This is a genomic window from Moorena sp. SIO3I8 (assembly GCF_010692325.1).
Taxonomy (GTDB): domain Bacteria; phylum Cyanobacteriota; class Cyanobacteriia; order Cyanobacteriales; family Coleofasciculaceae; genus Moorena.
Genome location: NZ_JAAHHW010000054.1, coordinates 1 through 25029 on the forward strand (window position 1 = coordinate 1; position 25029 = coordinate 25029).

The window sequence follows — 25029 nt, forward strand, 5'->3', positions numbered from 1 at the left end:
CTATGCCCTTTTCCCGACTCCCGCCTCCCGACTCCCGCCTCCCGACTCCCGACTCCCGACTCCCGACTCCCGACTCCCGACTCCCGACTCCCGACTCCCGACTCCCGACTCCCGACTCCCGACTCCCGACTCCCCACTCCCGACTCCCCACTCCCGACTCCCGACTCCCGACTCCCGACTCCCGACTCCCGACTCCCGACTCCCGACTCCCTGTTACCTTTGCTATTGTGATCCAGATCACACCAATCGGTTGAAAAAATCACTAAGGTGGGTGAGCTAAGTCGGTGCAGTGAAATTATTGTGGACTGTAGTATATTCACATCAACTTTAAAGAAGTTTTAGATAACTGCTGGAGGAAATAGGTAATTATGAGTAGTCAACAGATTCGCTTCGCCACTATCACCGTTATTGATATCGCTCTGTTGTTTACAGCCCCCCTGTTAGTACAATTCATTTCACGGATGCCCTGAAGGTGTTTCAAGGGAGCTAAGGCCGTTGGCCACGCTTTGCGAACAGACCAGGGTTAAGAAAATTTAAGGTACCTTGATAAATGAGGAAATAAGTAATTATGACTAATCAACAAATTCGCTTCGCAACTATCACTGTTATTGATATCGCTCTGTTGTTTACAGCCCCCCTGTTGGTACAATTTATTTCTCGCATGCCCTGAAGGTGTTTGAAGGGAGTAGGGAGTAGGGAGTAGGGAGTAGGGAAGAAAAATTATCAAAATTTCGACACGGATTGCTTTAAATATAATATAAAGCGCTATTTTCGATAACAATTGTTGTAAACTGAAAGTTGTTGTTAAATTCAGCAATAAAGCAGTGGCAAGAGGATCGACTTTCCAGAGGGTGCTGACAACGCTAGGGCTACCTGCATAGAGAAAACCGCTAGGCAAACCAATATATTCATCTAAACCACTAGGTAAGCTAGAATCTTCTTCTTCGTTACTGGAAAGGGTCATCCCAGTTTCACAGGCAGAAAAGCCGACAATACGACATTGATTGAGATCAAGTTTAAAAATTTTGTACAAGGTTAGGTCTGCATCTGCTAGAAGTAGGGCTGATTCTAGGGGAGATTTAGGCTCGAACTTGCCATGACAAGAAAAGTGGACACAGTGAGCAGAGCGGAGTTGCTTGATATTTTGATTTAGTTTGGCTTCGGTTGCCTCTGCTTCAGCAAGAACTATACTGTGCTTGGGGTCAAAGTATTGTCGGATTTTATCAACTTCTAGTTTCGAGCCAGGCAAGGGTTTTGCTTCAGGTCTAGTTGGGTTTTGGATAGCAAATAAGTTATTGAAGTCGGGGCGATGTTGTTGTTTTGTTAGTTTCAGTAACTGGCTACTAGGGGCATAACTTACTCCTCTTTCAAAGCGATCGATAAGTAAATTATCCTTTGATAAAGGTAAAGCATGGAGTGGAAACAGATGCAGGAAACGATGGGGCACTAGAATTAAGCGATCGCATTTACCCCCAACGTTCTCAAATACTCGATCAATCTCAGAAATAATGTTATCAATATCTAATATTGTAGCGAGTTCCGCGAGACGAGTGGATAGATTGGTTATCCATTGATTTTTTTGGTTGCGGTAGGCATTGGTATAGTCTTTATCCCACTCTTCCAACCTTTCCAGCTTTTCAGCAGAGGATGACACAACTATGGGCTGCTGCTTGTGACTGCTGACAATAAAGGTAAGAATGTTATCCCTGGTAACATACCACTCGATCATAGCGGTGCCTGGATCAATCAGGCTTTGAATATCCCTAAACGGAATAGTTTCCACGGTTTGAGTTAGACTGAAACTGGAGTCATAGTTATCATTAATTTCTTTGAGCACCTGATTTAACTGCTGTCGCGACTGCTGTAATTCTTGCTGTAGTTGTTTCCATGACTCCTCTAAAGATTGTCGTTGCTGTTGTTGTTTGTCATCGCTATTTCCTGATAGTTTTCCAAAAACTACTTGTAACTTTTTTTCCAAGTATAGAATGTTTCGACGCAGTTGATCTAACTCGTTGATTATCTCTTGGGGAACATTACCTTTTGGATAAAGGTCGCGGTTGGTGAGCAGTTGCACTAGGTCCCGGGCTTTGCTGCGCTCGACTGTTTCGATGGCTTTATCCTTCTGTTCTATATTGATATAGGCTTGCACTAGTTTGTGATAAACTGTTATTGCGTCAGCCATAATCTGTTGACGATTTGGTATGCTGTAATAGCATTTTTCGAGATTCTCTTACTTATCACCACGAATTCTTTCACTGTAGGCTGCGCCCAGATTGTTTTGAATCGTTGCCCACTTTTCGGGGAATTCTTTTTTGGTGTAAACGGACAAAGCTAGTTCGTATGCAGCAATCGCTTTTTGGAGATTCTCTGCTTTATCACCACGAATTCTGTCACTGTAGGCTGCGCCCAGATTGTTTTGAGTTGATGCCCACTCTTCGGGGAAGTCTTTTTTGGTGTAAACGGACAAAGCTAGTTCGTATGCTTCAATAGCAAGTTCTAGATTCTCAGCCTTGTTGCCACGGATTCTGTTTCTGTAAGCAAGGCTCAGGTTGTTTTGAGTTGATGCCCACTCTTTGGGGAAGTCTTTTTTGGTGTAAACGGACAAAGCTCGTTGGTATGCTTCAATAGCAAGTTCTAGATTCTCAGCCTTGTTGCCACGGATTCTGTTTCTGTAAGCAAGGCTCAGGTTGTTTTGAGTTGATGCCCACTCTTTGGGGAAGTCTTTTTTGGTGTAAACGGACAAAGCTCGTTGGTATGCATCAATCGCTTTTTCGAGATTCAATTCCCTGTCCCCACGAATTCTTTCACTGTAGGCTGCGCCCAGATTATTTTGAGCCTTTGCCCAATCGATCGGGAAGTCCTATTCATTGTAAACTGACATAGCTAGGGCGTGTCTGCAAAGTTAAAAGATCACCATGGAACTGTGATCGATATCACCTGCAACAGTAGAAAGAAGATTTCAACGCCCAACTTTTTGGGTTACTCTCACGGGTAAAAACTGTTAGCATCGTTTCGTAACCAGTAATAGCGATTTCTATATTATTGGCTTGATTACCGAGATAAAAATTTATGATTAGGTTGGATAATTTTCCAATAAATTATGCAATGGTTTCTGCTAGTTCTGGTTCCAATTCTGATAATTTAGCAGTTGTCCCCCTTTGCAGAATATCTATAAAGTTATCATCGAGTTTGTCTAGGTTTACTTGCAGGAGTGGGTAGACAAATTTGGGGTCACCATTGCTGTTACGAGTTGATTCCAATATCTTTTTAAAAAATTGCAAATAGTCTTGGAATGAGGGATTAGCATAGAAAATCTGACTCCTAAGATGGAGTAAAACATTAGCGCTATTTTGGTCGCCATTTGCTGCTAGTTGTTCTGCTACTTGTGCCATTACCTGCAATAATCCCTCATCCACTAACTCGCGGTTGCTCTCAAGAATTTGGACTAGCTCACCGCTGGAAAAAGTTAGCAGTTGGTCGATCAGATTAAAGTATGCTTGTAATCTTTGTTCGTCCATTTTTCCTTACCCCTACTCCCTACTCTCTGCTCCTAGTCAGTAGTTCACCGAATTGATAATTTCTCTAACTATAGCGCTTTCTACTAAAATCTAAATTTTCTTTTCTACTCCCTACTCCCTACTCCCTACTCCCTACTCCCTACTCCCTTTGGGATAAATAACAATAAAAAAAATTCGGTCAAGTTCTGGTTAACCCCAAGTCTTGACCGAATTCTAAAGTGTACACAAAAACGAGTACACAATAGGTCAACTCAATGAAATAAATTCTGATGACTAAAAACATTCCACCAGAGTTAGTCAGCAATTGCTCGAAAGCAACCACATTCTAAACTCCGATTTATGCTATTCCATACTACTTCATCCCACTTCATAAAACAACCTTAAATCTTGATGGTGGCCAGGGCGTCAAAGCCCTGGCAAATTCCTATCCTAGTCTAGGTAAAAATATCCGACCAAAGTGGTCATCACCTCACCAGGCTTTTCAGTGGGCTCGGGAGTGCTCCACTCATAGGGATATGCATACTTAAGGGAATACAGGGCATTAATTGTATCGCGAACCTGTTGAGGAGTTCCGATCAACAAGAGCTTGGATTTCTTAGGTTGGCGACCTTGGTTGTCTGGGGTGGGGGGAATGTTTTCAGTCATGATAATCTTTCCTCTTAAGTGCTTATATTATTAATATATAAATAAATTAATTAAAATGTCAAGGGGTTTGGGATTTTTTTTTTATTACGAAATATGGCCAATAGTAGAATGTGGAAAGTGTGGAGAGTATGGCAAAAAGTAAGAGGTAATAGTATTAAAACAAAGCTGATAATTTTCTGGTGTTGTTATCATCAGCTTTTGGGTTGTAGCGTTTCTAGGATTTATGAGGTCAAAGTCCCCCTTGATAAGGGGGACCAACGGGGGATCCCTTTCTAGGATTTATGAGGTCAAAGTCCCCCTTGATAATAGGGACTTAGGGGGATACCTTTGTACCTCATGGCATAGAGAATTGCTATATTTGGTTTATAATGTAAACTATCAGCTATCAGCCTTCAGCTGAAGGCTTACTTAATTCGAGTTATTATTGGTAATCAAAAAATTAGCTTCCTGTCTTTTATGGCAACAAAAGACAGGAAGCTAAAATAGCGATAGCATTTTTAGTTGAGATCTAAACAAGAGAATAGGGAACAGGAAAAAGTTGAGGGCATCATAGGATGGGATGAATGCGATTGACCTAAGGTCACGCGGGGCGCGTTCGCATTTTGACCTTGAGGCGATCCCATGGTGAGATGAACAGGATTGGCCTAAGGCCACGCTACGCGAATGCAATAAAAATCTCCTCATCTCCCCATCTCCCCATTCCCCTCCTGGGAGGGGTTAGGGGTGGGTCCCCATCTCCCCACACTCTCTTCTCGAGGGGAATCATGAAATAGTCGTAATTGCCCGACCAATATTAATTTGCAGGCCATAGCAACCCACTGGGCAAAAGCAGCTTCAGGATGAGCAGCTTAAACTCTTCAATAGTCAAGTCTTTAACTTGCATGGTCTTTCCCATCACATAGTTACTCTATATTATAGCATTTTTTAGAGGAGATTGTCTTTCAGCAGTTTCTGGAATTGGACACAATTGGCTACCAAAAGTAAGCCGGTGTTTTTAATCCCTGCACTGCCTAACTTTTTCTGCACCGTAGGGACTCACCATCCCAAGGGATTTTCTAAGATATCCGTGCCGACGTAAACTGATAAATTGCGTGCTGGTTCTGTTCACTATAAGTATGATCAACGCTATTAATTTGGTTTAATGGATTTACACAACTAGTAAAATTAACGTTGCATAATCTTGAAATTATACTACTTTTTGTTTAGAATTTAGTTGGAAAATTACTGTTGGTATTACCCTTTTAATGAAGTTAAATAAAACCTTGAAAGTTTATGTTTAAAATTTCAAAATAAACAATTAATTATTGATTTTTTAACCCCCCTAATTTTGCCTAATCTTTAAATTATACCAAAAATAAAATAAAATAATTTGGGTGATTTTTGATAAACTAATTATAAGAGCCGACATAAATGAAGCCAATTCCGTAAACTGTCAACGGTCAACAAATAGCAACTGAATCTATGAATAGCCCTTTCCTCAATCACCTCCATAGCCCAAAGCGCCCGGTTATCGTATTTGATGGGGCAACTGGAACCTCTCTCCAAACCCAAAACCTTACCGCTGAAGACTTTGGTGGACCTGAGTACGAGGGATGTAATGAGTACCTTGTCCATACTAAACCAGAAGCAGTGGAAAAGGTCCATCGGGGCTTCCTGGAGGTGGGAGCAGATGTGATTGAAACGGATACCTTTGGCGGTACTTCGATTGTACTGGCAGAATATGATCTAGCTGACCAAGCCTATTACCTAAATAAAGCAGCTGCGGAACTAGGGAAACGGATGGCAGTGGAATACTCCACTCCAGAAAAACCTAGGTTTGTGGCAGGGTCCATGGGTCCTGGTACTAAACTCCCTACCCTGGGACATATTGATTTTGATACCTTGAAGAACGCCTATGTGGAACAAGCCTTAGGGTTGTATGATGGCGGTTCTGATTTGCTAATCGTGGAAACCTGTCAGGATGTGCTGCAAATTAAGGCAGCCCTGAATGCCATAGAAGAGGTTTTTGAACAAAAGGGGGCAAGACTGCCACTGATGGTATCGATCACTATGGAAGTGATGGGTACTATGCTGGTAGGGTCAGAAATTAATGCGGCGCTAACGATTCTAGAGCCCTACCCCATTGATATCCTTGGTCTTAACTGTGCCACTGGGCCAGAGCAAATGAAGGAACATATCAAATACTTGTCTGAATGTTCCCCATTTGTGATTTCTTGTATCCCTAATGCTGGATTACCGGAAAATGTCGGAGGGCACGCTCACTACAGGCTTACTCCCATGGAACTGCGGATGGCACTGATGCATTTTGTAGAGGATTTGGGAGTACAAATTATTGGTGGCTGTTGCGGTACTAGGCCAGCTCATATTCAACAGTTAGCGGAGCTTTCCAAAACCCTGACCCCGAAGGAGCGACATCCTAAGCATGAACCGTCAGCAGCATCGATTTACAGCTCCCAACCTTATGAGCAAGATAATTCTTTCCTAATTGTTGGTGAACGCCTCAATGCTAGTGGTTCTAAAAAGTGCCGCACCATGCTCAACGCAGAAGATTGGGATGGATTGGTATCTTTGGCTAAATCCCAAATTAGGGAAGGGGCTAACGTCCTAGATGTTAACGTGGACTATGTGGGACGGGATGGAGTTCGGGATATGAACGAATTGGCCTCCCGTTTAGTCACAAATTCCACCTTACCCCTGATGCTGGACTCTACGGAATGGGAAAAGATGGAGGCTGGCTTAAAGGTAGTTGGGGGTAAGTGTATCCTGAACTCCACTAACTACGAAGATGGGGAACCTAGGTTCTATAAGGTACTGGAGTTAGCTAAAATCTATGGCGCGGGAGTGGTAATTGGTACTATCGATGAAGATGGTATGGCGCGGACAGCGGATAAGAAGTTTGAAATTGCTAAACGTGCTTATAACGATGCGATCGCATATGGTATCCCAGCTCATGAACTCTTCTTTGATACGCTAGCGCTACCAATTTCCACAGGAATTGAGGAAGACCGGGAAAACGGCAAAGGGACAATCGAATCCATTCGTCGGATTCGGGAAGAATTGCCTGGGTGTCATGTTATGCTTGGGGTTTCTAATATTTCCTTTGGACTAAACCCAGCAGCTCGAATTGTGCTTAATTCCATGTTCTTGCACGAAGCAATGCAAGCAGGGATGGATGCAGCAATTGTTAGTGCTAGTAAGATTTTGCCCTTAGCCAAGATTGAGCCAGAGCATCAAGAGGTTTGTCGAAAACTGATTTATGATCAGCGGCAGTTTGATGGGGATGTGTGTACCTATGACCCCTTGGCCGAGCTGACTACCCTGTTTGAAGGCAAAACTACAAAACGCGATCGCTCCCAGGATGAAAACCTATCGGTAGAAGAGCGGCTCAAGCGTCATATTATTGATGGGGAACGGATTGGTTTAGAAGAACAACTGGAGAAAGCCCGAGAAAAATATCCTCCCCTGGAGATTATCAATACCTTTTTGCTCGACGGTATGAAAGTGGTAGGAGAACTATTTGGTTCCGGGCAAATGCAGCTGCCGTTTGTATTACAATCTGCTCAAACCATGAAGGCAGCAGTGGCCTATTTAGAGCCATATATGGAAAAATCTGAAGCAGGGAAGAATGCTAAAGGTACCTTTGTAATTGCTACGGTGAAAGGAGATGTTCACGATATTGGCAAGAATTTAGTAGATATCATCTTGTCCAACAATGGCTACGAGGTGATTAACTTGGGGATTAAACAGCCAGTGGAAAATATTATTGATGCTTATGAAAAGCACAATGCTGACTGTATTGCCATGAGTGGGCTACTGGTGAAGTCTACCGCTTTTATGAAGGATAATCTGGCAACCTTTAATGAGCGGGGAATTACGGTACCAGTTATTCTAGGGGGTGCTGCCCTAACACCAAAATTTGTCCATAAGGACTGCCAGAATACCTACAACGGTCAGGTGGTTTATGGTAAAGATGCCTTTTCTGACCTCCATTTCATGGATAAATTAATGCCAGCAAAATCAGCTGGTAACTGGGATGATATTAAAGGCTTTATCGATGAGCTAGAGAATGGTGTAGCGGTTGAAGCTTCTTCCGAGTTGAAAGTTGACAAGTTACAGGAGAATGGTTCACAAAACAACCTGCAACCATCTAACCTTCAACCTTCAACTCCCCCTTCAACTCCCCCAGATACTAATCGTTCGGAAGGGGTAACCTTGGATATTGAGCGTCCAACACCGCCATTCTGGGGAACCAAGATACTCCAGCCAGAAGATATTTCCTTCGAGGAAGTCTTTTGGTATCTGGATTTGCAGGCGTTGATTGCTGGACAATGGCAGTTTCGGAAGCCAAAGGACCAGTCGAGGGAAGAGTATAATCAGTTTTTGAAGGAAAAGGTTGACCCAATTCTGGCGAAATGGAAGGAAAAAACTCTTGCTGAGAACTTGTTACATCCCCAGGTAGTCTATGGATATTTTCCTTGTTTAGCTGAGGGGAATTCCTTGATAATTTATGATGCCCAAGGGATGAATCCTGAAGGCGCTAAAGACTCGAAGGAATTGCAAGAGGTGGCACGATTTGAGTTTCCTCGGCAACGGTCTGGTAAGCGTTTGTGTATAGCGGATTTCTTTTTACCGAAGGAGTTGGCAGAAGCAGGTCAATTCGATGTGTTCCCAATGCAGGCGGTAACTGTAGGTGATATTGCCACAGAGTACGCTAAGAAATTATTTGATGGTGATCAATATACCGATTATTTGTATTACCACGGATTGGCGGTACAAATCGCTGAAGCCTTGGCGGAGTGGAGTCATGCTCGGATTCGTCGGGAGTTAGGGTTCGCAGATCGAGAACCCGATAGCATTCGGGATGTGTTGGCTCAGCGCTATCAGGGTTCACGGTATAGTTTTGGCTATCCCGCTTGTCCAAATCTCCAGGATCAGTACAAGCAGTTGGATTTGTTGGAATGCGATCGCATTAAGTTATACATGGATGAGAGTGAGCAATTGTATCCAGAGCAATCTACGACAGCAATTGTAGCTTATCACCCCATCGCTAGATATTTTACTGCTTGATGGCTGGCGTTGCTGATTATGGGTATGGTTTTGCCCCCCTAGCCCCCCAAGTTTGGGGGGAACAAGACTTTCAAAGTCCCCCAAACTTGGGGGATTTAGGGGGCTTGACCAAAACCAGATGATTGGACATTCATTCCTTGATTCAGCAACGCTTGATGGCTTAGGTTTTTGAAATTTGAGTAAGCTAGCAAGATTTCAGTTGATTAACACTGGAATCTTGCATCATTTTTATTAATCTTAGGGTGGGCAGTGTTCATCAAGGTGCAAAGCCCAGCTTGGTGAAGCTGTATCAAGCATTGCCCACCCTACATAAACTGGTAACAGACTCGGAACAATGTCCACCGATTGAATATTTACTCTTTATAATATATAATTATAAATTAGGTAAAACAACAAAATGAAAAGTCATCGAACGTCGATGATCATAACTTTTGGTAAAGTGGGATGAGTGGTCAAGATAAAAGTCATAGGATAGAGATAATTGTCGCTGTAATTGGCCTGGTTGGTCTACTGGGGGCAGCTGTGATCCAGAATTGGCATAATTTGTTTCCTCCGGTGATCATCAAGAGTCAAAATTTTGGCCCAGAAGAAATATATTGTAATGGCAGTGGCCAAGTATGCAGTAACCGCTTCGCAATAGACGTAACAACGCGGGGTGTCTTAAAAGTCCAGTATGTCGTCCCCCCTACTCATTGCGGCCCAATTAAAATCCATTTCTACCTTGACGGTAAGCCTGTTAGTTCTACAGGTACCCTTGGGTGGAGGGGCGCACCTGGCCAGTTCAGTAGCCTTCCCTTGACCTCACGTGAAATTGATCTCGGCCCTGTTTCCTCAGGAAATCATTCCATTAGTTTAGAGGCAGAAGGGGAAGCTGCGGGTTGTAATCCTGGGCGGCTCACTTCTTGGTTCGGTAATTTACAGGTCTGGACATCAGTTTTGGATAAGTAGTTCCGTAGGGTGCGTTAGGGGAGCCCTCATTTTCTCGGTAGCCAGAGTTGGGACAGTCCGCCCCGTAACGCACCACTGTTGGGTCAAATAATAAAAATGAGATCCACCCGAAAGTGCCAACCCTTTAATGTTTTGTGTGGTTTGATTGCCTATTGCTATCAGCTGCGATATTGTATAGCATTTGTAATAGAAAATCCCTCGAAGTCAATCCCATCAAAGTTATTAGATTGCGTTGCCGTAGCGTGACTTTTCAGGCAAAGACCGACGCTGTGCGAACCGTCAATCGTTTAAGGGCGACCGGGCAAGCATCGCCATCAAGTAGCTTGGGTTTAGGCTGGCGTTACTCTACCATTACCATACTAAACCATTATGTCTTAAAATATAAACATGAATCAATTAGTTTTTGAGTGGGATAACGAAAAGAATCGAATCAATAAAAAAAAGCATGGTGTTTCATTTGAAGAAGCAAAATCGGTTTTTTATGATGAGAAGGCAATCCAGTTTTGGGACGAAGATCATTCTGAGATAGAAGACCGATTTTTACTCCTAGGCATAAGCTCGAAAATGCGAATCTTACTGATTATTCATTGTTACCGAGAGGAGGAATCAGTAATCAGAATCATTTCAGCCCGCAAAGCCACCAAAAATGAAAGTAAACACTATCGAGGATAAAACCATGAAACCAGAATATGACCTTGCCAATATGAAAAGCCGCCCCAATCCTTATGCCAATAAATTAAAGCAACCAGTAACTTTGCCTTTGAGGATTGATGTAATAGAATATTTTGAAGCCAAGGCGCAAGAAAAAGGAATTTCTTACCAAGAATTAATCAATTTATACCTTCACGATTGTGTTGTCAGTAAACGAGAACTATCGTTTGAGTAGCGGAACTTAAACCAGGGTAAGCTAATGTAATTTTGTATCCAAAAATACATAAAAAAGTTATTTTTTAGTATGATAAAACTTTTAATCTGATGCGTCTATGTCAATAAGCTGCCTCCATTATCAATAATTTCGAGATTACAGTTAACCTGCATAAAAATCGGTGAAACTCTTGTGATAAGCTGTTCATAATTTCAATTACATATTCACAATTATAGAGCTTAAAGGATATTTTTTGATGTCACAAGATATGTCACAAGATAATTACCTTGTTGTGGGTGGAGGAGATGTAGGTTTAGCCACAGCAGTTCACCTGAGTTCTCAAGGCCATAACGTTGATCTGTTTTCTCGTCGTTCTTCTTCAATTAGTCAAACTAAGATTGTTCGTTCAACGGGTGTATGTTCACCGGGTAATTATCCAATTGCAGCTTGTTCTAACCAGATTGAGGAAATTGCCGCCACTCATGATGGCAAATTACCCAATAATATTGTGATTGGCTGTCGAGGTCAGGATGTTGAATCTTATGCCCGGATTTTGGGGCAATATATGACCCCTCAAACCAATATTTTATTGATCTGTTCTAGCCGTTTTTCAGGTCGAGTTTTCTGCAAAGTGTGGCAAAAAGAATTTGGCATGAGTGAAACCCAATTACCCGCAGTTGCAGATGTAAATAATACCCCCTTTGCCTGCCGAGGTAACGGTGACGACCAAGTAGCTATAAAGAGGTTTAAAAAACAGTTCAAAGTCGCTGCCCAAAACTCGGATATGACAGAGCGGATTGTTGCTACCTATCAAGGTTTGTTCGAGAATTTGCGTCCACTGTCTTCGAGTTTAGAAGTAAACTTGGATAAATGTAATGATGTTTTTCACGTTCCCTTAATCATCGCCTCTTTAACCAGATGGGAGCTGGGAGAAAATTATAATATTTACCGAGGTATGGGTCCTCGCACTGCTAATTTGATTGGTGATTTCGATCGCGATCGTCTAGCTATAGCCAAGGCATTAGGGTTTCCTGATCTAAGCGATATGTACGATTATTTTAAGACAGCCTATGGAACTACTGGCCCATCTTTTTACGAACACATTCACCAGATCAAAGCACTTGACAATTCTACTCTCAGGAATCCTCATCATCGCTATCTCTCAGAAGAATTACCCTTTGGGGCTTTTCCACTACAGGTGTTAGCCCGCCTAACAGGAGTAGATACCCCATTTTTAGATAGTTGTATTACTCTGGGGAGCAAGTTTATAGATGAACCTTTCACGTGGACTGCTGAGTTTCTAGAATTGGACACTCAATGGCTAGAGGAGCAACTAAGACATAAATAAAAAGAGTCGAGCTTGAATTTATGGAACTATGTAGCATTTTCTCTGGTTATACTGGGGATATATAGGGTATATCTCATTAAAGCTGTTTGATCCAGTGGTGCGTTACGGGGCGGGCTTTCCCAACCCTGGCTATGAGGTAGAAAATGACGGCGAGCCGCCCCTAACACACCCTACGCAATATTTTCAAAAGTGAATAACAGCAAAGGGAAAATGCTTACGTGCCTAGTACATCCGTCCTCCAGTCACCATCAGCAAGCATTTTTCTTCAGGGGAAATCCACCCGTCAAGAATCAACTTTTTACAGGCTGCCAAAGACAATGCTCCAGTGTGACAAGCAGAAATACCAGCTTGCTGTAAAACCTCATAGCTTTTCAGAAGTTCTGCTTGGGTTGGGGCAACAACCGTTCCTTGAGTGTCTAGAATTAGATCCCGCAAATAAGAGTAGGTTGCGGTAGGATTGCCTCTAAGAATAGCCTCAGCCTTTCCAGTGGGGTTGCGGATAATATCCTCATCAGCAATTTGTTCTCTATTAGCATGAAATGCCGTATACACAGGAGCACAAGTATCTTGCTGCACACCAACAAAACGAGGCATTTTCTTAATATACCCATTGGCTAAAAGCTGCTTGAAGCCAAAATATCCCCCATAAAACCCCATCCCGCTACTAATGGGTTGAAAGACTACATCAACTTGGAAGTCCATTTGGGTTGCTCCTTCCATATACCCTGTTTTGAGACCTTCCCGACGAAAGAAGTTGAAAAAGCCTCCTTCCCAAAATAGATTATGATCTTGAGCATAGTCTTTGGCCAACTTGCCAGTTTCCACAAAATCTACATCTGTTTCATGGATGGTGGCATAGGGACTCTGAAATTTTAAGCGATGTCTATGGGTTGAGGGAACAAAGACATGAACCCTAATTTGACCTTCAAGCTCTTTGGCCCAATACATAAAGCTAGAAGAAGAGTTGCCTGTAGAGGAGACTACAAATTCTTTAACTCCACCCCATAACAACCCTGGTGTTGCCATACAACTCTGTCTATATTTGGTGTTTCCGGTTGCTAAAGCCCCTTCTACTTTACAGTAAATGCCATCATGGTCAACATATTGAGCATTGTCGAATCGAATTAGAGGAGTTTCTGGACAATAAAATTCTGGCAGGGGTTTAATCGGAACAAAATCTTTAAAACGCTGCAGTCCGGAACCAGATTCTACCTTTTGATTACCTCTGTACACAACATTCAACACACCTCCATCGCAAGATTGGCAACGATAACGCAGTTCTAGCGGATATTCTTTACCACATACAGCACATTGGAGATGAGCCATAGAATTTGCTTCGATGTGTCCTGGTGTTAACACTTGCCAATACTCCGGACGTTTTTTTGACTGTTTTTTTGACTATTGTTCGATAGTCTTCCAGTAGTAATAATATCAGTTAATGACACCGCAACTTCTGGAGAGATGGGGAGATTGGCAGATCGGGTATCAAAATTCAGCACTTACGAACTCAGCACTTATGAACTCAAGACTCTCAAAATCAGCACTTCCAAGCCGTCACAATAGTGATCGGATTGAGAGGATTAAACCGAGTGAGCTTGCCCACAGGTACCGACTTCGATAACTGCACCTGTAACCATTGATAATTCCAAGGATCCCCCCTAACCCCCCTTAATAAGGGGGGGAAAGAATCCCCCCTCCTTAATAAGGGGGGGAAGGAATTTGCTCTAATCCCGCGCTCGGAAGGAGGGAAACGTTTAGATTCAAACCAACTATAGGCTGTATTAATATGCTCTACAGTTGCTAATGCTAACACTAAAATACAATCGAGGTCTAAGCGAGTATCACAGTAATCCAAAATTGAGTGCAAATTACCCCCACTACCGCCAATAAAAACCCGATTTGGTGTTGGTAAATTCTTCAAAACATCCGGTGCTGAACCATGAATTGAGGTAACATTAGTAACGCCCAAACGTTGACAATTTTGCTCAATCAAAGTACTCCCCATTGCTGTTTTTTCAATAGCATACACCTGAGAGGTGTTCGATAAACGAGCAATTTCAATGGAAACTGAACCTGTGCCTGCACCAATATCCCAAACTGTTTGCCCTGGTTTGAGGGCTAACTCTCCTAGTAACAGCAGCCTGATTTCTCGCTTGGTCATTAAACCAGGGCGATCGCTAAAACTAGTAAATGTCTGATCTGGTAATCCTAGTATCGGTAACGACTCTGGATCCAGGGATTGGTCAACGGAATCAGGGTGACGTAGTAATACCACCACATTCAGGGGCGCAAAGGTCTGGTTCAATACTGCTTCTACACCAAGACATTGCACCCGTTCATCCATACCTCCCAAATTTTCACATACCCAGAACTGGTAGCAACTGGGTAAATCTAGCGCTAGCAATAATTTAGCGATCGCTTCAGGTGTATTGGTGCCATCCGTCAACACCGCAATCTTGTCAACTCCCTGCTTCAAGGCTGGGATTAGTTGTTCCATAGAACGGCCATGAGCACTGATTACCTTAGCATCTTGCCAAGCAACCTTAATCCGACTGAAGGCCAGCTGAATCGCACTGACATGGGGATGAAACCTGAGGCTTGAGGGGGGAAGTTGGCTTAGGAGCAATCGTCCTAAGCCAAAAAACAATGGATCACCACTGACCAACACTACGATTAGGGTATCGTGATCCGCACCATCGAGCTGCTTACGAATTAATTCAATAGCGTCAGTAAAATTCCCCAATACCACTTGTGACCCTTGGTGGTTGGGAAAATAACCTAAATGGCGCTGACTTCCAACCAATAGCGTCGCTCGTTCTACGAGCTGCTTGACTTGATCAGTTAAGCTAGCTGCTCCGTCTAAACCAATGCCCACTACGTTGATCGAGGTCATGGTTTTGCTGCTATTGCAAAGGGAACAGGGAACAGGGAACAGGGAACAGGGAGTAGGGAACAGGGAACAGGGAGTAGGGAACAAAAATTATCACAATTCATTTAGGATTGCTATATCTGATCTTTAATCTGTTTTCAGAATAATAGGAATTAAGCTGGGAGTGTATTATAGCAACTGGCAAGACACCAAGGACAGAAAGAATACACAAAAGGGAGTTAATCGAAATTTACTCATCTCTTTTTTAGTTACCTTCGGGTCTTGTGGGCTTTTGGGATGTTTCATATCATGTTGAGATAAACAGTTATAAAAAAACATAGCTTCCTTCTGGTAGGTTATCTCCCTCCTCATCCCCTGTTCCCAGATCCGCTGTTCCCTGTTCCCTATTATTGAGTATTTATAACTGTTCAACCGAACATGATATTATTACTCACTCTCCCAAGCTAATACCATCAATCCATTCAAAATAGCTGCAGCCACTGGAGACCCTCCTTTAGCTCCTTCAACTCGAATCTGAGGGATGGATATCTTGGCCAAAGCAGCTTTCGACTCCAGCACTGAAACAAACCCAACGGTTGCGCCAATGACCAAAGCTGGTTTGACCTGAGAGTGGGACAACTGCTCACATAAAGCCAACAATGCCGTAGGGGCATTACCAATCACAAAAATAGCCCCTGGAAATTGCTCGAAACATCGGAGTAAACCAGTTTCCGTGCGCGTCTTTCCCGGCAGAGCGACTGGTGCCTGGTCTACTGCTACGATCAGGGGATTACCAAAGGTTTTTGCCACCATACTAGCTATCCCCTGTTTGACCATTCCTACATCTGTAACAATTGGTGTTCCCTGGCTCAGTGCAGAGATACCAGATGCGATCGCATTTTCACTAAACCGAAGCAGTTGGGTAAATTCAAAATCCGCCGTACTATGGATTACCCTCCGCACAATCCCATACTCAGCTGGATTAAACTGATGCTCCCCAATCTGTTGGTCAATAATGGCAAAACTTTGCTCCATAATCGGATGCATCGACAATGCTTTCATCTAAATCCCCACCCCATACTCTGCTCCAACTCAAACACTAAGCACGCGAAAGCACTCAAAACTCCAAAACTGGCCATTCTGGTTCCCGCAAGAAGCGCATCATATCGTCAAACTTCCTTAATTGAGCCTGCCGAATCGATAGTACACTCCCTTCTACTTCTAAGGCTTGGCCACTTAACTCGAATAGGATATTGCTAATGCGATCGCTATCCAACTCCTGGGGGATATCTCCGAAATATCCTAGAGTGATGTGAGCCGTAAAATGGTATTGCTGTTCAATACCTAGAGCCATTAAATCAGAATTTTGATAAATACACCGACGAAGCTGGGAAATGCGATTGTATGCCTGTTCATCCTGGGGTGCTAGACATACACCAATCGCCCTGGGCATCACCATTAAGCCCAATAGCTGCCAGCTAATAGGATTACCACCATTTGCTAAAGAGGTTTCCTGGCTGATACTGACAGACTTGTCAAAACTTGCCTGTATCGACTTAAGCAGTTGAGTTTCAAACTGTGGATTTTCAGCCGTGGCATCTCGGTAGGCATTTTCCCAAATCAAGTCAGCCAAGGTTAAATGAAAACTATCCGGGGGTATCGGTACCATTAAACCCGGGTCTAGTTGCTGGAGAAGCTCTTTTTGGAGCTGCTGCATGTTATCATAGAATGTTGAGTTATTAGTCTCTTCCTCCCAAGGTGGTGTGATTACAGTGTAACCAGGAAAAGGGGCAGGCTCTCTGCTGCCATTAGGGAGACGTTTAAACTTGGGTGACTCTTGGATATTGAGTAACTGCGATTGATAGGTTGCGGTTAGGGTAAGCCGTGTGACCCGATTTAGATAAGTTTGATATGTATCGTCCAATTTTGCCCCCTTACGTGTTCTGATATGGGAATTTACCTCTATTGGGGAAAGGATGACTTTGCCATGGCCCAAGCCCTGGACAAGCTCCGTCAATCCCTAGTTGACCCCAACTGGGCTAGTTTTAACTATGACAAAATTTCCCCAGACCAACCAGATGCCGTAATTCAAGCCTTGAATCAAGTCATGACTCCTCCGTTTGGCATGGGTGGACGTCTAGTGTGGTTAGTCGATACAACCGTTTGCCAGCAATGTTCGGACAATTTACTGGCAGAATTAGAGCGTACTATACCAGTCATTCCTAAACACTCCGTTTTGTTACTAACTACCCCCCATCGACCAGATCCACGACTCAAGTCCACGAAGTTACTGCAACAGTACGCCGAGATTCGGGAGTTTGCTCTGATTCCCCCCTGGAAGACCCAGCAGCTAGTGCATCGGGTCAAGTCGTACTCCGTTGAATTTGGAGTCAAACTAACCAATAGTGCAGCTGAACTCTTAGCCGAATCCGTTAGCAATGACACCCGACAGTTATTCAACGAACTGGAAAAATTACGACTCTACGCGCTGTATGACAGCCAACCGTTACAAGAAAGTACCGTTGCCACCCTGGTAGTGGCTAATACTCAAAATACCTTGCAACTGGCAGAGGCGATTCGGGCAGGGGATGGGGCAAAAGCCTTGGAGTTGTTGGCTGCCTTGATCAACCAGAATGAACCTCCTTTAAAGATTGTCGCTACCTTAATTACTCAGTTTCGTACCTGGTTGTGGGTGAAGTTGCTGGTGAGTGAGGGCGAAACCGATCCAAATGCGATCGCTAACACCGCCAATATCAATAACCCCAAACGAGTTTACTTCCTCAAACAAGACGTGGAGTTCCTTTCCCCCAAGCAACTCATCTCCACTCTGCGGGTGTTGCTGGAGTTAGACCTCAACCTCAAAACGGGAGCAGACCCCCTTTCAACATTACAAACTAAGGTGATACAACTTTGTGAAATCTTTAACAGTTCAAGAGTTTAGACCAGTCAGTGGCTTCACCCAGGCTAGCTTTAAGGTTGAAGGTTAAATTTTTTTTATACTCATGCTTGATATTTATCCTGTCTGCACTTCCCAATTCCCAGAAGCTCTTGCCTTATGAGGAACTTATCCCCCATAAATTAATTCACATTAAACTAGCCCTTAGTGGTTTTGGTTATTGTTTATTTTGCTTTTAATTGATCATCATGCTCACTGCTAACTCTCTAAAACTTAGCTTGACCCAACTTTTCTCCCAATCTCTACTTGTCGGAGGACTTACTGCTATTAGTTTGCTATCTGGATTTATCCCTGAGCTTTCTGAAGACTCTTATACCCTTGTTATTAGCACTTCAGCCTATGCTCAAGATGTCACCTCTGACATTAGTCCTAATGACGTCACTCAATATGCTGAAGTTCTATTACAAATAGAGCCTATTCGCGCATCTGCCTATGAAAAAATCACTACAATCCTAGGAGAGCCACCAGAAATTTTGTGCGATGACTCCGAGAGCATCAATAAGCTCCCCTCGACCGCCCAAGAGATTGCTAAAGATTACTGCCAACAGTCAGAGGTAATTGTCTCTAAGTATTTTCCCGAAGGAGGAAATAAACGCTTCAACGAAATTACTATTGAGATGCAAGATAATCAAACTTTACGGGAACAGATTCAAAGTGAATTAGTGCGTATTCAACAAGCAAAATTTGACGCTAGCTTTTAGCTAGATATAGCTCTAAGAATCAGCAACTTATTCCCTTGAAGCATAACTTCAACCATAACTTCAACCATAATTAAATGTTTTTGGTTAAAGCGTAAGGCTCTCAACGTTCCTCTTGGGCAAGCAGTAAGACGAGTTGTACACCTGGGAATTATCAATCAAGTTTACACCGATAATGGTATAGTTATCAGAAAAAGAACCATAATAGCTAGCCACTAGCAATAGTAAAAAATAGACTAATCCAGCTTTCGGCAAAGCCGACGCTGCGCGAACAGGCTAGCCAGTGCAGGTCGCTGATCTCCCAAAAAACTAATGAGCAAATTTATCTATCCCTTGGGATGGCTTGCCGGAATGATAGTGGTTTTGGTTGGATGTTCTTCCAGTCCAGACCCTGACCCCACGGCAGCTATCCCCACAGTAGCCTCATCTGAAGTGAAGAGTCAGGAATTGAAGAATTACGCCAAAGCTGTTCTGGCGATCGATCAAAATCGTCAAGGTGTCTACGAGGATATTCAGGAATTAACCAAAGACAAGGACAAGATAGTTCCTGAAATTAACTGCACCCAAGTAAAAACCATAGCAGCTCTACGTCGAAATATCCGAGATCTGGCTGTAAACTACTGTAACCGCTCGAAAACCATTGCTGAAAGTCATGACTTGACCATATCTCGATTTAATTCAATTACGGTTAGCGCTCAATCCGATCAGAAGTTACAACGGCGAATCCACAATGAACTAGTTCGCTTACAACAAAATTGATAATATGTCAAGCTTGTAGGGTGGGCAAAAGCGGTCAGCGGTCAGCGGTCAGCCGTGAGCTAAAGGCTCACGCTGCGCGAACAGCTTTGTGGCACAGGCTTCCAGCCTGTGACTTCACTGAGATTAAACCAATGCTTACCTGTTTTATTTCTTATTAAAAAGCTGATAGCTGATAGCTGATAGCTGATAGCTTACCTTTGCTCACCTTACTTTAATTGGTATTTTTTTTACACGCAAGCTTGTAGGGTGGGCAAAAACAGTTTGGTTCTTTTGAGTATTCACGATCAGATTACTTTGCCCACCCTACTTTAATTGGTATTTTAGTCTGAATTCAGCAATGGTCAATTTCCAATGCTCACCTTTACCAAACGCCTCACAGCTAATCAGAATACTAAAGTCGGTTTTACCCTCTCCTTGACAGCGGAAGAACGTACCCGAACGCGCCACCGCTTTGAAACAGCGGATGGTGAAAATTTGTATTTGCGTTTGCCTAGGGGCAGTGTCTTGCAGGATGGGGATTTACTGGAAGCGGAAGATACAAAGGTGATGATCCGAATTGCTGCTAAACCAGAACCGGTACTCACTGTCACCTCCCAAAAACCGGTGAATTTGCTGCGAGCTGCTTATCATTTGGGTAATCGCCATGTGCCTTTAGAAGTAACGGCTAGCTATTTAAGATTATCTCCTGACCCGGTTTTGCAGGCCATGTTAGAGCAGTTGGGGGTAGAGGTACACCAGGAAGTGGTACCGTTTCAACCAGAAATCGGTGCCTATCGACATTGAGAACGTTTAAGAGAACTGTAAAAAAAAGGCACACCTAAGTGCGCCTCTTGATCAATCCTTCGGAACAGAAGCCCGATGGTTAGCCTCTTGCCACAGCTGATAGAGAAAAAACTCAACAGCATAGTTCATTGCTGTTACAAAAATTCCCTCTTCATCCTCTGGATCTGACGTTAGCCAGGTGCCTTGTAGGCTTACTTCAACATATTCCGCATCACAAATCGATAATGCGATCGCATCTGTTTTGTCTTGCCGCACAAACACCTCTAATTGCCTGAGGTGGGGCAAGTTAGCTGGTAGCAAAAATGAGGCAGTGCTGGGTTCGATATAGAAACTTGCACCCGCACGGAGCGAGACAAGGGTTCGTGTGGTTACCCATTCTTCTAGGGATTGAGCCAAACGCTCTAGATAAAAGCTATTTTCGGTATAAATCAGTTTCAGCATTACCTGTAACCTCCTCCTCTAACCGATTGATTTGCTGTTGACGCCAAAACTGTTCCGCAAAAGCAACAGCTGGATGCATGGGTGCTTTGGGCTGCCTGGGTAATTTCATTCCCGCTTGGTGGGGAGTGCGGTTGCCTTTAAGGCTATTACAACTCTCACATGCCGTAACGACGTTGTCCCAACTGTGTTTTCCGCCTTTTGACCGAGGAATGACATGGTCAAGGGTTAGCTTTTTGGTGCTGCCACAGTATTGGCACCGATGCTTGTCCCGTCTTAAGACCTCCCGCCGATTTACTGGAGGAACTCGCCAAGTTGGTTCGGTTTCGGTAAGTATCAAGCGGATATGGCTTGGTACCAAGATCACTACACTAGGGGAACGGACTTTGTAGCCCTTACCACCAAAGAAATCGATTGGTTCAGCTTTGCCGGTAACCAACAGAGCAATCGCTCGTTTGATATTGACTCGATTAATAGGTAAGTAGTTTTTGGAAAAAACCACTACCGATTGCTTTAACACCTCAGTTGTGCTTGTCACGGATTGACTCCTCATAAACCAAACCCCCGCTTCTGTTTGTCAGGAGCGGGGGCGTTTAAGATTTTTTAGGGTAGGCTGATTGCTATGTCAGTAGTGCTAGCGTTCGCCTATACCTCCCGCTGTGTCTATTTAGTTTCAGATTGATCTCTGGCCGACAATTGACTGGTTGTGAATCATGCCTTCTATACTCGACTGTTCTCTGTGCGATCGAGTCATATTTGCCCCTAAACAAAAGCTCCACCCATATTGCCCCGAATCCAGAACCGCCGAAGCAGTTGATATCTGAGCAATTGGTGGAGGAGGTTAAATGATGACTCATAGAAGATGAAATGTTTGAAGGCGAAATTTGTGAAAAACGATTTTCAAGCCGCTTTTTAAATACTACACTTGTATTACGGGAATGTCCAGATATTTGGAGGAAAAAATTAATGCCTACACTCACCCGTCAAAACTCAACCACTGATATGGAAGTTACCAGCATCCGTCTGGAGCGACAGTTGAAAGATAAACTCAAAGAACTTTCTGGCACTCAGGGCTATCAAGCTCTGATTCGAGATATTCTCTGGAACTATGTCCAGCACAAGTCTGGTGATTATCGACCTCAATTTTGTAAGTCTGATATCAGAGCCAGCATTCAAGCGATCGCTGAGCGCAAAGAGCGTTGTGTACTAACTGGCAAGTATATAGAACCCCAAGAGCCCATGTTATTAGGACTTACGATCAACGGAGAGATGCTTCCCCTCAGTATCGGTAGTCTGTCCGACTGTTAAGCATTTGCCTCGATACAAGTGAAGAGACATGCGTTCGCTGAAAGCGGGGCTGAGGCCTTTGGCCACGCTTCGCGAACGCCCATCGCATGTCTCTTCTCAATCCTTGACTAGGCACTAACTAGGAACTTTTGTAGGTTAGTTAGCGAGTTGGAACCTTCAACTGTGGCACTTGCGGAAGCTCAAGTTTTGGTGCTTCTAGAACTGCTGGAGCTTCTGGTGTTGCTGGCATTTCTTCAGTGTCCATAGCTTCTGGGATTTCTTCAGTGTCCATAGCTTCTGGGGCTTCTGGCATTTCTGGCATTTCTGGCGTTTTAGTAGCTACTTGGAGATATAAATCAGAACCCAGTGTTAGTGGTAAATCATTTTCCGGATCAATGATTATAGGATTTTGCTGCTCCGGTTGTTGATTAGAATCACCACCAGTTAAGACACCAGTCAAAATATTAACCGCAGCACCTTCTAATGTTTGTGTCTCCGTATCATCAGGCTTAGCATCAGTAACCAGTTTCGAGGTAGCATTGATGGTGTTATAGGATAATTCACCAATTTTAAGTTTTTGAGCTACAAACTGAGTACCAAGAAACTCAGAACCACTATACCGAGGTACTAATTGACCCTCAATCTCGCTGTCTTTTGGAATTAAGACTATTCCTTGATCATTTTTGATGTCCTCAGCTACTAACAGCGTCATATCAATAGTTTCACCACGCTCCACAGCCACCTTGTCTGATACTGTGTAGGCTACATTAATCATTGTGCCTTTGGAAACTTGATATTCCTTAGTTTCAAAGGAGTCATCCTTACTAGTCATTGACTCAGTGGACTCAGTGGAATCAGTTTTTTCAGTTGTCTCAGTTGATTCCATCAGGCTGTCGTCACCCACAGGTTTAGTCTCTCCCGTCAGCTGAGCAATATATTGAGAGGCTGGATGTTGACTAGACAGGGGAGCTAATACCTCTTCATTCACTAAAGCTTGATGAATAAAGGCTGCCACTTCAGCACGGGTAGCAGGTTGACCAAAATCGAGATAGGTTACATTCGGGTAGTTAACCACCATAGCCTTTTCGGTAGCAGCCGCAACGCTATCTTTGGCATAGTCAGGGATTCGGGATAGGTCTTCATAGGAAGAGAGAGTGTTCTTGACTGAAGTGCTAGAGTATAAACCCAAACCATTGGTTAATGACACCAATACTTGTCCCCGAGATAGTGGCGAAGATGGACGTAGTTGGCTATTAGATTTATCCTGCTCAGTTAGGTTACGACTTACCCAATACTCAGCCACTTCACGATCAAATGTTTTGGGCAAGGCTAAATTATTTTCGCTGAAAGCTTGGCTCACCATCGCAGAGAACTGAGCGTAAGTAACAGCTTGATCAGGTTTAAAGGTGCCATTGGCATATCCATTTACCAGGTTTTCTGCTGCCAACCCTTCAATGAACGGTTTTGCCCAATGACCTTGAATATCAATAAAGCTAGTTTGGTTTGGAACCGCAATTACCATCGGCGCAGTCACACCAGTTACTATTCCCAACAGCAACATGGCAGTGCTTGTGGAATTCCAAGTAGACGCACTAGACATAGAACACAACTCTCCTGATTTAGATAACTCTTCCAGATAGCTCAACTCCTTAGTTATCAGAGTTGATAGCCTCTCAAACACCATCCCCAGACGCACAGGTGACCTGAAAGTTCCCAGGTTTTCAAAAAAAGATCGGTAGAGGTAGGCGAGTCAGATCAAGTCCGGTTAATCAGTTACAAAAGGGAATCGGGAATCGGGAATAGGGAATAGGGAATCGGGAATCGGGAGTCGGGAATCGGGAATCGGGAATCGGGAATCGGGAGTCGGGAATCGGGAATCGGGAATCGGGAATCGGGAATCGGGAATCGGGAGTCGGGGTAAGACGAAAATTTACTGTACCTCGTCAGTATGATAAACGCTATAAAAATGTTTCCTATCTCCCTATTTCCCCATCTCCCCATCTCCCTACTCCCTGCTCCCTGCTCCCTACTCCCTAAAACCCAGGACTTTCACGCCTCACCTATTTGATAAATACTATAAAAATACTATAGTCATGACTTATCGCCCAACAGCATCCACTTTGTTAACGCACCCTACAAGATGGGCGATTGGCTTTGGCCTTTGGGCCACGCGGGGCGCGTTTGGCCACGCTACGGGATTTACCGTTCGCACAGCGTCGGGCTTTGCCCGAAAGGTCACGCTACGCGAACGCACTATGCAATACCATTATTTTATTCTCCATAATGAGTTTTGGCGCGGTGAATATAGATCAGGTTCTGCTCATTGTCAATTGTGTAAATAATTCTATCTTTATAACTTAAACGCATAGAAAAGAAACCAGCAAGATCCCCCACCAGCTTTTTACCAGCATAAGGATTTATACTGATCGTGTCCTGAATCATTGTTTTGAGTTTTTGCTTTAATTTGGGCGTAAGTTTGGCAACATCCTTTTTAGCCTCTTTGGTAAAACGAACTTCGTAAACCATCAATCAATATCTCCCAAGACTTCATCTAGGGAGTAGGTTTCATTACTGTTTATTTGTTCAAGGGATCTTTGTAGGCTTTCCCTCATTCCAGGTATTGAAAGTAATTCTAAGGTTTCTTGTAAGCTTTCATAGTTTTTTCGAGAAATTAAAACAGCAGAGCCATTAGAAATCTCTATTTCATAAACTTTGTTTTCTTCTGTAACTGATTCAACTAGGTTAATTAACTCTTTTTGGGCAGCAGTAACCGTCAGTTTTTCCATTTTATTGATTTCCTATTTTTGTTATTATAGCAGTTTTAAATTCGGTAGAGAAGGAATATATT

Annotated in this window: 26 protein-coding genes and 2 pseudogenes; 11 read left to right on the forward strand and 17 right to left on the reverse strand. The window is 43.4% G+C overall.

The genetic code is table 11. From position 1 onward, the window contains the following. Positions 1 to 254 (forward strand): annotated as a pseudogene (locus F6K51_RS20075) (hypothetical protein); the annotation flags it as partial. 269 nt (positions 255 to 523) lie between these two features. Here the strand turns inward: F6K51_RS20075 and F6K51_RS20080 are convergent. The 7 genes and pseudogenes from F6K51_RS20080 to F6K51_RS20105 form a co-directional block, all read right to left on the reverse strand. Then, the gene (locus F6K51_RS20080) at positions 524 to 2182 is read right to left on the reverse strand and encodes a CHAT domain-containing protein (RefSeq protein WP_293023357.1); all 1659 of its coding nucleotides are present in this window, start codon (positions 2180 to 2182) and stop codon (positions 524 to 526) included. 48 nt (positions 2183 to 2230) lie between these two features. Then, positions 2231 to 2782: a tetratricopeptide repeat protein gene (locus F6K51_RS20085; RefSeq protein WP_365940004.1), complete on the reverse strand. Its 552-nt coding sequence runs from the start codon at positions 2780 to 2782 to the stop codon at positions 2231 to 2233. Positions 2783 to 2788: 6 nt separating this feature from the next. Continuing rightward, a pseudogene (locus tag F6K51_RS38505) lies at positions 2789 to 2851 on the reverse strand (hypothetical protein); the annotation flags it as partial. A gap of 247 nt (positions 2852 to 3098) precedes the next feature. Continuing rightward, positions 3099 to 3518 carry a hypothetical protein gene (locus F6K51_RS20090; protein ID WP_293023360.1) on the reverse strand — a complete coding sequence of 140 codons (420 nt, stop codon included), beginning with the start codon at positions 3516 to 3518 and terminating at the stop codon, positions 3099 to 3101. 429 nt (positions 3519 to 3947) lie between these two features. After that, a complete protein-coding gene (locus tag F6K51_RS20095; RefSeq protein ID WP_293023363.1) occupies positions 3948 to 4163 on the reverse strand; it encodes a hypothetical protein in 216 nt (71 codons plus the stop codon). A 477-nt stretch (positions 4164 to 4640) separates the two neighbouring features. Beyond that, the gene (locus F6K51_RS20100; RefSeq protein ID WP_293023366.1) at positions 4641 to 4847 is read right to left on the reverse strand and encodes a hypothetical protein; all 207 of its coding nucleotides are present in this window, start codon (positions 4845 to 4847) and stop codon (positions 4641 to 4643) included. Further along, positions 4844 to 4972, reverse strand: a complete 129-nt coding sequence (locus F6K51_RS20105; protein WP_293023368.1) for a hypothetical protein — start codon at positions 4970 to 4972, stop codon at positions 4844 to 4846. Before F6K51_RS20105 ends, F6K51_RS20100 begins: the two co-directional genes overlap by 4 nt. A 652-nt stretch (positions 4973 to 5624) precedes the next feature. On the opposite strand from F6K51_RS20105, the gene metH reads away from it, so the two are divergent. The 5 genes from metH (at position 5625) to F6K51_RS20130 (ending at position 12391) form a co-directional block, all read left to right on the forward strand. Next, a complete protein-coding gene (gene metH, locus F6K51_RS20110) occupies positions 5625 to 9230 on the forward strand; it encodes a methionine synthase (RefSeq protein ID WP_293023370.1) in 3606 nt (1201 codons plus the stop codon). 444 nt (positions 9231 to 9674) lie between these two features. Next, positions 9675 to 10178 (forward strand): hypothetical protein, encoded by a 504-nt coding sequence (locus F6K51_RS20115; protein WP_293023372.1) that lies wholly within the window; start codon positions 9675 to 9677, stop codon positions 10176 to 10178. A gap of 387 nt (positions 10179 to 10565) precedes the next feature. Continuing rightward, positions 10566 to 10850 (forward strand): BrnT family toxin, encoded by a 285-nt coding sequence (locus tag F6K51_RS20120; protein WP_293023374.1) that lies wholly within the window; start codon positions 10566 to 10568, stop codon positions 10848 to 10850. Positions 10851 to 10854: 4 nt separating this feature from the next. Then, a complete protein-coding gene (locus F6K51_RS20125) occupies positions 10855 to 11064 on the forward strand; it encodes an antitoxin (RefSeq protein ID WP_293023376.1) in 210 nt (69 codons plus the stop codon). Positions 11065 to 11299: 235 nt separating this feature from the next. Further along, complete coding sequence (locus F6K51_RS20130) at positions 11300 to 12391, forward strand: NAD/NADP octopine/nopaline dehydrogenase family protein (protein ID WP_293023378.1); 1092 nt, start codon at positions 11300 to 11302, stop codon at positions 12389 to 12391. Between the two features lie 222 nt (positions 12392 to 12613). Here the strand turns inward: F6K51_RS20130 and F6K51_RS20135 are convergent, their stop codons facing one another. The 4 genes from F6K51_RS20135 to F6K51_RS20150 form a co-directional block, all read right to left on the reverse strand. Then, positions 12614 to 13750 (reverse strand): pyridoxal-phosphate dependent enzyme, encoded by a 1137-nt coding sequence (locus F6K51_RS20135; protein WP_293023380.1) that lies wholly within the window; start codon positions 13748 to 13750, stop codon positions 12614 to 12616. Positions 13751 to 13928: 178 nt separating this feature from the next. After that, positions 13929 to 15284, reverse strand: coding sequence for a precorrin-6y C5,15-methyltransferase (decarboxylating) subunit CbiE (cbiE, locus tag F6K51_RS20140; RefSeq protein ID WP_293023383.1), 1356 nt, complete (start codon positions 15282 to 15284; stop codon positions 13929 to 13931). A gap of 423 nt (positions 15285 to 15707) precedes the next feature. Then, a complete protein-coding gene (locus F6K51_RS20145; protein WP_293023385.1) occupies positions 15708 to 16322 on the reverse strand; it encodes a cobalt-precorrin-8X methylmutase in 615 nt (204 codons plus the stop codon). Between the two features lie 55 nt (positions 16323 to 16377). Further along, positions 16378 to 17184, reverse strand: a complete 807-nt coding sequence (locus F6K51_RS20150) for a DUF1868 domain-containing protein (RefSeq protein ID WP_293023387.1) — start codon at positions 17182 to 17184, stop codon at positions 16378 to 16380. A 24-nt stretch (positions 17185 to 17208) separates the two neighbouring features. Between F6K51_RS20150 and holA the strand changes: the two genes are divergently transcribed. The 4 genes from holA to ureE all read left to right on the forward strand — a co-directional run bounded on the left by holA (position 17209) and on the right by ureE (position 20456). Continuing rightward, the gene (gene holA / locus F6K51_RS20155; protein WP_293023390.1) at positions 17209 to 18201 is read left to right on the forward strand and encodes a DNA polymerase III subunit delta; all 993 of its coding nucleotides are present in this window, start codon (positions 17209 to 17211) and stop codon (positions 18199 to 18201) included. A gap of 203 nt (positions 18202 to 18404) precedes the next feature. Next, a complete protein-coding gene (locus tag F6K51_RS20160; protein ID WP_293023392.1) occupies positions 18405 to 18917 on the forward strand; it encodes a DUF4168 domain-containing protein in 513 nt (170 codons plus the stop codon). Between the two features lie 309 nt (positions 18918 to 19226). Beyond that, positions 19227 to 19673 (forward strand): DUF4168 domain-containing protein, encoded by a 447-nt coding sequence (locus F6K51_RS20165; RefSeq protein WP_293023394.1) that lies wholly within the window; start codon positions 19227 to 19229, stop codon positions 19671 to 19673. 351 nt (positions 19674 to 20024) lie between these two features. Then, on the forward strand, positions 20025 to 20456 hold the full coding sequence (gene ureE, locus F6K51_RS20170; RefSeq protein ID WP_293023396.1) for an urease accessory protein UreE: 432 nt from the start codon (positions 20025 to 20027) through the stop codon (positions 20454 to 20456). A gap of 51 nt (positions 20457 to 20507) precedes the next feature. Here the strand turns inward: ureE and F6K51_RS20175 are convergent, their stop codons facing one another. Next, positions 20508 to 20897, reverse strand: coding sequence for an alr0857 family protein (locus F6K51_RS20175; RefSeq protein WP_293023398.1), 390 nt, complete (start codon positions 20895 to 20897; stop codon positions 20508 to 20510). Further along, a complete protein-coding gene (locus F6K51_RS20180; protein ID WP_198954014.1) occupies positions 20869 to 21432 on the reverse strand; it encodes an HNH endonuclease in 564 nt (187 codons plus the stop codon). Before F6K51_RS20180 ends, F6K51_RS20175 begins: the two co-directional genes overlap by 29 nt. 428 nt (positions 21433 to 21860) lie before the next feature. On the opposite strand from F6K51_RS20180, the gene F6K51_RS20185 reads away from it, so the two are divergent. Next, positions 21861 to 22202 (forward strand): hypothetical protein, encoded by a 342-nt coding sequence (locus F6K51_RS20185; RefSeq protein WP_293023401.1) that lies wholly within the window; start codon positions 21861 to 21863, stop codon positions 22200 to 22202. 139 nt (positions 22203 to 22341) lie between these two features. Here the strand turns inward: F6K51_RS20185 and F6K51_RS20190 are convergent, their stop codons facing one another. The 4 genes from F6K51_RS20190 to F6K51_RS20205 all read right to left on the reverse strand — a co-directional run bounded on the left by F6K51_RS20190 (position 22342) and on the right by F6K51_RS20205 (position 24967). Next, on the reverse strand, positions 22342 to 23781 hold the full coding sequence (locus F6K51_RS20190; RefSeq protein WP_293023403.1) for an S-layer homology domain-containing protein: 1440 nt from the start codon (positions 23779 to 23781) through the stop codon (positions 22342 to 22344). Positions 23782 to 23954: 173 nt separating this feature from the next. Continuing rightward, positions 23955 to 24182: a hypothetical protein gene (locus F6K51_RS20195; RefSeq protein ID WP_293023406.1), complete on the reverse strand. Its 228-nt coding sequence runs from the start codon at positions 24180 to 24182 to the stop codon at positions 23955 to 23957. A 270-nt stretch (positions 24183 to 24452) separates the two neighbouring features. Continuing rightward, entirely contained in the window at positions 24453 to 24707 is a 255-nt protein-coding gene (locus F6K51_RS20200) for a type II toxin-antitoxin system RelE/ParE family toxin (protein ID WP_075899051.1), read from the reverse strand. Continuing rightward, positions 24707 to 24967 (reverse strand): type II toxin-antitoxin system prevent-host-death family antitoxin, encoded by a 261-nt coding sequence (locus F6K51_RS20205; protein ID WP_293023410.1) that lies wholly within the window; start codon positions 24965 to 24967, stop codon positions 24707 to 24709. Before F6K51_RS20205 ends, F6K51_RS20200 begins: the two co-directional genes overlap by 1 nt. Positions 24968 to 25029: the final 62 nt, after the last annotated feature.

Coding starts and splice junctions, on each gene's coding strand:
- F6K51_RS20095 (WP_293023363.1), bottom strand. CDS start 4,163: ATGACTGAAAACATTCCCCCCACCCCAGACAACCAAGGTCGCCAACCT.
- F6K51_RS20100 (WP_293023366.1), bottom strand. CDS start 4,847: ATGAGGAGATTTTTATTGCATTCGCGTAGCGTGGCCTTAGGCCAATCC.
- F6K51_RS20185 (WP_293023401.1), top strand. CDS start 21,861: ATGCCTACACTCACCCGTCAAAACTCAACCACTGATATGGAAGTTACC.
- cbiE (WP_293023383.1), bottom strand. CDS start 15,284: ATGACCTCGATCAACGTAGTGGGCATTGGTTTAGACGGAGCAGCTAGC.
- holA (WP_293023390.1), top strand. CDS start 17,209: ATGGGAATTTACCTCTATTGGGGAAAGGATGACTTTGCCATGGCCCAA.
- F6K51_RS20205 (WP_293023410.1), bottom strand. CDS start 24,967: ATGGAAAAACTGACGGTTACTGCTGCCCAAAAAGAGTTAATTAACCTA.
- F6K51_RS20120 (WP_293023374.1), top strand. CDS start 10,566: ATGAATCAATTAGTTTTTGAGTGGGATAACGAAAAGAATCGAATCAAT.
- F6K51_RS20130 (WP_293023378.1), top strand. CDS start 11,300: ATGTCACAAGATATGTCACAAGATAATTACCTTGTTGTGGGTGGAGGA.
- F6K51_RS20175 (WP_293023398.1), bottom strand. CDS start 20,897: ATGCTGAAACTGATTTATACCGAAAATAGCTTTTATCTAGAGCGTTTG.
- F6K51_RS20105 (WP_293023368.1), bottom strand. CDS start 4,972: ATGGCCTGCAAATTAATATTGGTCGGGCAATTACGACTATTTCATGAT.
- F6K51_RS20125 (WP_293023376.1), top strand. CDS start 10,855: ATGAAACCAGAATATGACCTTGCCAATATGAAAAGCCGCCCCAATCCT.
- F6K51_RS20195 (WP_293023406.1), bottom strand. CDS start 24,182: ATGGGGAGATGGGGAAATAGGGAGATAGGAAACATTTTTATAGCGTTT.
- F6K51_RS20145 (WP_293023385.1), bottom strand. CDS start 16,322: ATGAAAGCATTGTCGATGCATCCGATTATGGAGCAAAGTTTTGCCATT.
- ureE (WP_293023396.1), top strand. CDS start 20,025: ATGCTCACCTTTACCAAACGCCTCACAGCTAATCAGAATACTAAAGTC.
- F6K51_RS20080 (WP_293023357.1), bottom strand. CDS start 2,182: ATGGCTGACGCAATAACAGTTTATCACAAACTAGTGCAAGCCTATATC.
- metH (WP_293023370.1), top strand. CDS start 5,625: ATGAATAGCCCTTTCCTCAATCACCTCCATAGCCCAAAGCGCCCGGTT.
- F6K51_RS20160 (WP_293023392.1), top strand. CDS start 18,405: ATGCTCACTGCTAACTCTCTAAAACTTAGCTTGACCCAACTTTTCTCC.
- F6K51_RS20165 (WP_293023394.1), top strand. CDS start 19,227: ATGAGCAAATTTATCTATCCCTTGGGATGGCTTGCCGGAATGATAGTG.
- F6K51_RS20115 (WP_293023372.1), top strand. CDS start 9,675: ATGAGTGGTCAAGATAAAAGTCATAGGATAGAGATAATTGTCGCTGTA.
- F6K51_RS20190 (WP_293023403.1), bottom strand. CDS start 23,781: ATGTCTAGTGCGTCTACTTGGAATTCCACAAGCACTGCCATGTTGCTG.
- F6K51_RS20090 (WP_293023360.1), bottom strand. CDS start 3,518: ATGGACGAACAAAGATTACAAGCATACTTTAATCTGATCGACCAACTG.
- F6K51_RS20200 (WP_075899051.1), bottom strand. CDS start 24,707: ATGGTTTACGAAGTTCGTTTTACCAAAGAGGCTAAAAAGGATGTTGCC.